Source organism: Archangium sp., assembly GCF_036388035.1.
Classification (GTDB): Bacteria; Myxococcota; Myxococcia; order Myxococcales; family Myxococcaceae; genus Archangium.
In genome coordinates, this window is record NZ_DASVSO010000098.1 from 1 (window position 1) to 6,642 (window position 6,642).

Annotated in this window: 7 protein-coding genes; 4 read left to right on the forward strand and 3 right to left on the reverse strand. The window is 71.5% G+C overall.

Translation table 11 applies throughout. The features are described from left to right. Window positions 1-24: 24 nt before the first annotated feature. Genes VF697_RS04435 through VF697_RS04445 form a run of 3 tightly spaced genes read left to right on the forward strand, consistent with a single transcriptional unit; the run spans window position 25 to window position 2,649 of the window. Window positions 25-1,107 carry an enoyl-CoA hydratase/isomerase family protein gene (locus VF697_RS04435; protein ID WP_331092226.1) on the forward strand — a complete coding sequence of 361 codons (1,083 nt, stop codon included), beginning with the start codon at window positions 25-27 and terminating at the stop codon, window positions 1,105-1,107. Between the two features lie 58 nt (window positions 1,108-1,165). Then, window positions 1,166-1,900: a TIGR02269 family lipoprotein gene (locus VF697_RS04440; protein WP_331092227.1), complete on the forward strand. Its 735-nt coding sequence runs from the start codon at window positions 1,166-1,168 to the stop codon at window positions 1,898-1,900. A 26-nt stretch (window positions 1,901-1,926) separates the two neighbouring features. Next, entirely contained in the window at window positions 1,927-2,649 is a 723-nt protein-coding gene (locus VF697_RS04445) for a double-CXXCG motif protein (RefSeq protein WP_331092228.1), read from the forward strand. Between the two features lie 19 nt (window positions 2,650-2,668). On the opposite strand, the gene VF697_RS04450 is transcribed toward VF697_RS04445, so the two are convergent. Both VF697_RS04450 and VF697_RS04455 read right to left on the reverse strand, forming a co-directional pair. Continuing rightward, window positions 2,669-4,609 (reverse strand): transglutaminaseTgpA domain-containing protein, encoded by a 1,941-nt coding sequence (locus tag VF697_RS04450; protein ID WP_331092229.1) that lies wholly within the window; start codon window positions 4,607-4,609, stop codon window positions 2,669-2,671. Further along, window positions 4,606-5,817, reverse strand: coding sequence for a DUF58 domain-containing protein (locus VF697_RS04455; RefSeq protein WP_331092230.1), 1,212 nt, complete (start codon window positions 5,815-5,817; stop codon window positions 4,606-4,608). Before VF697_RS04455 ends, VF697_RS04450 begins: the two co-directional genes overlap by 4 nt. A gap of 201 nt (window positions 5,818-6,018) precedes the next feature. On the opposite strand from VF697_RS04455, the gene VF697_RS04460 reads away from it, so the two are divergent. Then, entirely contained in the window at window positions 6,019-6,225 is a 207-nt protein-coding gene (locus tag VF697_RS04460; RefSeq protein ID WP_331092231.1) for a hypothetical protein, read from the forward strand. A 117-nt stretch (window positions 6,226-6,342) separates the two neighbouring features. Here VF697_RS04460 and VF697_RS04465 read toward each other — a convergent pair. After that, window positions 6,343-6,642 (reverse strand): AAA family ATPase (locus tag VF697_RS04465; protein ID WP_414641236.1); only part of this gene is annotated, 300 nt, incomplete at its 5' end.

Below are 6,642 nucleotides of genomic sequence, written 5' to 3' on the forward strand. Positions count from 1 at the left end.
ACGCCCTGTGTTATCCCCGGCGGAATGAACACGGACGTGCTGCTGGAGACTCGCGGGCCCGTGGGCCTGGTGACGCTCAACCGGACCAAGGCGCTCAACGCGCTCGACCTCGGGATGATCCGCGCGCTGCACCCGGCCCTGGAGGCCTGGGCGAAGGAGCCCGCGGTCCAGGCGGTGGTGATTCGCGGCGCCGGAGGTCGGGCGTTCTGCGCCGGGGGTGACGTGCGCGCCGTGGCCGCCTCGCTGGGCTCGTCCGCTCCCGAGGGACAGGAGCCCCTCGCGAGTGCCTTCTTCCGCGAGGAATACCGGCTCAACCACCTCATCCACCACTACCCCAAGCCGTACCTCGCGCTGGTGGACGGCATCAGCATGGGCGGAGGGCTCGGGCTGTCCGTGCACGGCTCGCACCGCGTCGTCACCGAGCGGCTGGTGCTGGCCATGCCCGAGACGGGCATCGGCCTGTTCCCCGACGTGGGCGGCGGCTGGTTCCTCCCGCGCTTCCCGGGCGAGGCGGGCACGTACCTCGGGCTCACGGGAGCCCGGTGCACCGCCGCGGATGCGATGTGGCTCGGGTACGGGACGCAGCACGTGCCGCACGACAGGCTGGACGCGGTGGTGGACGCGCTCGCGGCGGCGGACTGGAGCGCGGAGCCGGCGCGCGACGTGGCCACGCGGGTGCTGTCCGGTTTCACCACCTCGCCCTGGGAGTCCCCGCTGCGGGAGCACGCGCGGGCCATCGACCGGTGCTTCGGGAAGGACCGCGTGGAGGACATCCTCGCGGCGCTGGAGGCCGAGGGCACGTCGTGGGCCCAGGAGACACGGGCCACGCTGGGGCGCATGTCACCCACGAGCCTCAAGGTGACGCTGCGCCAGTTGCGGCTGTGCCGGGGCAGGCCCTACGACGAGGTCGTCACCGTGGAGTACCGGCTGAGCCAGCACGTCACCGCGCTGCCGGACTTCCGCGAGGGCATCCGCGCCGTGCTGGTGGACAAGGACAACCGCCCGCAGTGGAACCCGCCCACGCTCGCCGAGGTGCGAGACGCGGATGTGGAGGCGTGCTTCACGCCGCTCGGGGAGCGGGACCTGGTGGTGAGCGCGCCGAGGTAGGGGACGACCGGGCACCTTGGACGAGCGGAGGTCGAGGGAAGCCATACTCCCCGGCACCATGAGAAAGCCCCTCGGGCCCCCGTTGCAGCTCTGGCTGTTCCTCACCACGTTGGTACTGTCCGGCTGCGGTTCCACGTCTCCCGCCACGTTCGCTGGGGCCGACGCGGCGTGGGATGATGCCCTCGAATGCGAGGAGCCGAGCGCCGACGCGTGTGTCGTCCTGGCGTGCGACGGCGAGCATGGCGCGTGCGGCGTCTTCGCCTGCGAGGACGTGGACCCGGAGACGGTAGCGCGCGCATCCCTGGCACATGGCGCGGAGTTGGCGTGGGCAGGAGCCTATCGCCCGCCCTTTCTCACCCCTGGGACATCTCGCAACTGGAGGCGCACGGGACTGCGGGACGGGGCTCGGCCACGCCTGACGTTCCACTTCCGCTACCGCGATGGCTACCTTCCGGCCTTTCCGCGACTCGAAGGCAAGCTCATCAAGCACCACCTGTTTCCCCAGGCGCCCGACCTCGCTGCGTGGTTCAGGTGGCAGGGTATCAACCCGCACGATTGGACGATGGTCATCCCGGAGCACGTGCACCTGCGCATCCACAGGGGCGGCGGGCGCGGCGGCGCGTGGAATCAGGCCTGGCACGAGTTCAAGGAAGCCAACCAAGGACACCAGGTGCCGCCCGCGGAACTCATGGCCAAGGCCTTCGAGCTGGCCTACCGCTTCGATATCGTCGGGCCTATCGTGCCGTACGGCCACACGCTCGTGCCACCCGGGCCCCAGATGTTCGCCCCCTGAGGACCACGCGAGGCGAAAAGGACGTGATGAAGTTCTATCGGATTCGGCAAGACGAGGCGCCACGCTACACGGGCAACTTGAACGCCGCGTACAAGTGGATGCTGCCCGGTGTAGAGCCCTGTTCCGACTGTGGGCTCGGCAGAAAGGGCACGGAAGCAAAGTATCCGTGCGTAGACCTCTCCAGCCTTCCGCAGGACGAGCAGAAGAAGCTGACCGACCCATGGCCCGTGCCGTACGAGGAGTTCGTCCGGCGTCGCGAGCTGGTGCGCCCGCTGGCCCCCCCAGGTGTCGAACTGCGGTCAGGGACGGCACTCGGTCCACTGACGGGGACAGCCACCGGGTACTTCGGTCAGCTCTTCATGCAGAACCCCTGGTCACTCTACGTGCGCCGTGAGGCGCTGGAGAAACTACGGGCCGAAGGCCTTCGCGGTCTCCATGACTGCCCACTCAACGTCCGCTTCCGGCAGAAGAACCATCCCGAGCTGCTGGACCTGCAGCTCGAACTTCGCGGTCGCTTCCACCCCGATTGCATCCCGGAAATCGACCCCCCATGCCTCACGTGTGGCGAAGACAAGGGCTACCGCCTCCCGCAGCCGCCCCTCCTCGCCGCCGCCTCGCTGCCCGAGGACCTGGACGTGTTCCGGCTCGCCGACTGGTCCACGCTCATCGTCGCCAGCGAGCGCCTGGTGGACGCGGTGAGACGGCTGGAGTTGGACGGAGTGGTGTTCCAGGAATTGGAGACTCGCTGAGCGGCACGCCGCACCGGGTCTACCCGGCCCGGCGAGTGCCTTCGCGCAGCTCCGTGTCGAGTCGCTCCACCCACGTGCTCAACGCGACCGTGTCGCCGGGTTCGCCCCGGTAGCGCGCCTCCCGGTAGCGCCCGAGGAACTCCGCCGCCACGTCCGCCGCCGCGTTTCCATGCGCCCTGCGCAGGCGGGACAGCAATTCGTCATCCGTCTCCGAGGGCTGGGGCACCAGGCCCGCCCTCCGCCTCAGCGTCTTCAGGTAGCGCGCGTAGGCCTCGGCCAGCTTCGCGTCCCGCGTGTCCAGCGCCCCACGCCGCGCTCGCGCCCGTCCGCCCCGCCGCCGCGCCCGGAAGCGCCACACTGCTCCCGCGGCCACCAGCACCCAGAAGGCCGGCGAGCTTCCCACCGCCCTCACCTGCTCCAGCGGCTGGTAGCGCACCCCCGCCACCACCCGCCGGAAGAACGTGCCCACCGCTCCCGTGAGCTTCCCGAGCACGCCCGCCTTCTCCTTGGACAGCCCGAGCGCCTCGTCCCGGCTTTGCCACGGCGTCGGGTCGAACGCCACGAAGCGCCCCTCGTCCGCGAGGTACACCTCCACCCAGGCGTGTGCGTCCCGCTCGCGCACCAGCGTGCTCCCCGTCAGGTCGTTCGGCTCCTCGGGCGCGAAGCCCCCCACCACCCGCGCCGGCACGTCCAGCGTGCGCAGCAGCGCCGCCATCGCACTCGCGAAGTACGTGCAGTACGCCGCGCGCCGCTCGCGCACCAGCACCGCCAGCGGGCTGCCCTCTCCCCGCAGGTCCACGTTCAGCGAGTACAGGAAGTGCTCGTGGAAATAGGACTCCAGCGCCCGAGCCTTCTCGCGCGGCGTGCGCGCCTCGCGCGTCAGGGCCTCCGCCAGCGGGCGCAGCTCGGCCTCCAGCTCCTCCGGGAGCGCCGTGAGGGACTCTCCAGGGGTGCTTTCGGTGGGCAGGCGCTCGCGCGCGTCCGTGTGCAGCGCGAGCGTGGTGCCCTCCAGCCCCTCTCCCTTCAGCACCCAGCCGCCCAGCACCTCCAGGGGCGCCCCCTCCACCTCGCGCGTCCCCGCGGGCGCCGGCAGCCACGCGCCCAGCGGCGCCAGCACCGTCATCGCCAGCACCCGCCGCGCCTCCGGGGCCTCCGTCGGCAGCGCCAGCCGCGTCTTCGTCAGCTCCTCCGAGGTCGTCCACCGCTCGCCATCGAACGCGTCGAACACCCGCGTCCGCAGCCGCTCGGGGGCACCACCGGAGACCACCAGCAGCGGCCGCTCGGAGCCGCGCCGGTTGTGGGACACCGCGCGGATGCCCACCTCCGACTGGAACTCCGAGCCGGTGGGAGGGCTCGTGCCGCTCGTCAGCCGGTACAACGCGTCCACCAGCACGCCCTCACTGGCCTGGACGGTCCGCCCCAACACCACGGACAGGCCCGCGAGCAGCACCGTGAAGACGGCGAAGCCCACCCCGCCACGCCAGCCCGTGCGCGGGAATCCTCCCTCCACGAAGGCCACCAGCAGCAGGCTGAGCACCACCGCCCCCATCACCCACGGCAGGCCCGGCAGCGTCCGCACCCGCATGCTGAGCGCCACCAGCAGGCACGCGTACGTCCACGCGTAGTAGCGGTTGCGGCCCAGCCCGCAGAGCACCGCCAGCCCCACCAGCGCGCCGCACAGCGGGCCGAAGAGGGAGGGGGGGAAGGGCGCCGTCGGCGGCGTGCTCACCCCGAGCATCCCCAGCCCCGCGCCGAAGCCCAGCGCTCCCGCGAGGAGCAGGCGCGCCGGGGTGTAGTGGACTCGCACGCCCGCCAGCGCGGCGCCCACCAGGGCCACCATCAGCGGCGCGCACAGCAGCCACCGCTCGTGCGCCACCGCGTGCAGCGCGAGCGCCGCGAGCACCGGCGTCAGCTCCACCAGCCGGCCGAGCCGGGACACGTTCTCGCCAGGCTCGCTCATGACAGCTCCACCACTTCCTCGGGGGCGAGCCCCGTGGGCTTGCGCTCGGGCCGCACCGACAGCACCCGCACCGCCACCCCGTGCGCCTTGAGCTTCTCCACCAGCGCCGCGCGCGAGGGCTCCCAGTCCATCACCACGAAGAGGACAGCCGAGAGCTGGCTGGCCTCGGGCAGCAGCGCGGACTCCAGCGCCTGCACGTCCAGGCTGTCCCCCGACTCCAGCGCGGCGAGGATTTCGAGGATGTGCTCGAAGTGCGCCAGCGCCCGGCCCGCCTGGAAGTGGAACACCTGGGGCCCGGCGGCGAACAGGTCGATGATGTACTCCTGCCGGGCCAGCGCGTCCGCCATGCCCGCCGCCAGCGAGAGCGCCTTCTCCAGCAGCGCGTCCTCCTTCGGCGAGCGCGACTGCACGTCCAGCACCAGGGCGAGCCGGACGAAGAACTCCTCCTGGAACTCCTTCACCACCAGCCGGCCGGTGCGCGCGAAGGAGGGCCAGTGGATGTCCCGGGTGCGGTCCCCGTCATGCCAGTCGCGGGTGCCGAAGAACTCGGTGGACTCGCCCACCTGCGAGGCGATGGCGATGCCTCCGGGCTGGTAGTTGCGCCCGTGCGGCACGTCGAAGGACTCGAGCGGGGTGAAGCGCGGGTAGACGAGCAGCCGATCCTTGCCCGGCGAGCGCCTCGACCATTTCACCAGCGCCGAGGGGAAGAGGCTCGCGGCCTGGAGGGCGGACAGTTGGTAGACGCCGCGGGTGGTGCAGGTGAGGCGCAGCGTCACCTCGGTGCGCTCGCCGGGCGCGAGCGAGTCGATGACGGGAGGCTCGCCCACGGCGCGGAGCTCGGGGGGCAGGTCGCGCTCCTCGACGACGAGGTGGCGCACGGTACGCGGGCCGGGGTTCTCCACGCGCACGCGGTAGGTGAGCGTGTCCCCGGCGGAGACGGGGGGCGGGAGCAGCCGGGTGAGGGAGACGCGAGGCCGGAAGGGCAGGCCCACCACGGCGGCGGCGAGCAGCGCGGAGACGGAGAAGGAGAAGAAGAGGATGAGGGGCGCGACGAGCCCGCCGAGCAGCAGCAGCGCCGCGGCCAGCGCGGCCCACAGCACCACGCGCCCCACGGGGGTGAGCAGGCCCTGGTACCGGTCGCGGAGGAAGCGGATGAAGCCGTGCTCCTCGGCCGGCATGAAGAAGGACCAGCGGCGACGTCGGGCCATGCGCGGGGTTTTCCTCGGGAGCCAGGAGGGGGGGCGGAACGGGAGTCGGCTCGCATTGGAGCAGACCGCCACGCCCCGTTCCAGGGACCGAGGGTTACCAGGCGGGCAGGCGGACGACGCTTGGAGGCGCTTTGTACTCGGGTGGTCCGATTGGAACGGTCCGGCCTGCCCTCATGAGCATTTCGGACCTAAGCTCGAGGCATGGACCCGCGCGATCTCCTACGGCAAGCCTTCCCGAGCTACGGACCGGACTGGGATGCGGCCATCGAGGCTGGAGTCGATGTGTCCCTGCTGGAGGAGAACCTGCGCCTTACCCCCACCGAACGGCTCGAACAGCTCCAGCGCATGACCGAGCTGTACGAGGCGCTGCGTCCGAAGGAGTCGCCCGACGATGCAGCGGACGCCTGAGCTCCTCCAAGATCGCCTCGTCGAGCGCGAACTCAAGGCGATTCGCGACCGCCAGCGTGGACCTCAGTAGCCAAGCTCGAGCTTCTGGGCCTGGACTCGGAACCGGGACCGTGGCGTTCAGCGAGGCACCGGCACGGAGCCGACCAGGTCCTTCGTGAGCGCCCGTTTGTCCGCGCCCGCGTAGCGCGCCCGCGTGTCCAGCACGAGCCGGTGCGCCAGCACCGGCACCGCCAGCACCTTCAGGTCCTCGGGCAGCACGTAGTCCCGCCCCTGCATCAGCGCCCGCGCCCTCGCCATCCGCCCGTACAGCAGCGCCCCGCGCGTCGACACGCCCAGCCGGATGCTCGGGTGTCCGCGCGTGGCCTGCACGATCCGCAAGAGGTAGTCCGCCACCGACTCCTCCAGCTTCACCTCCTG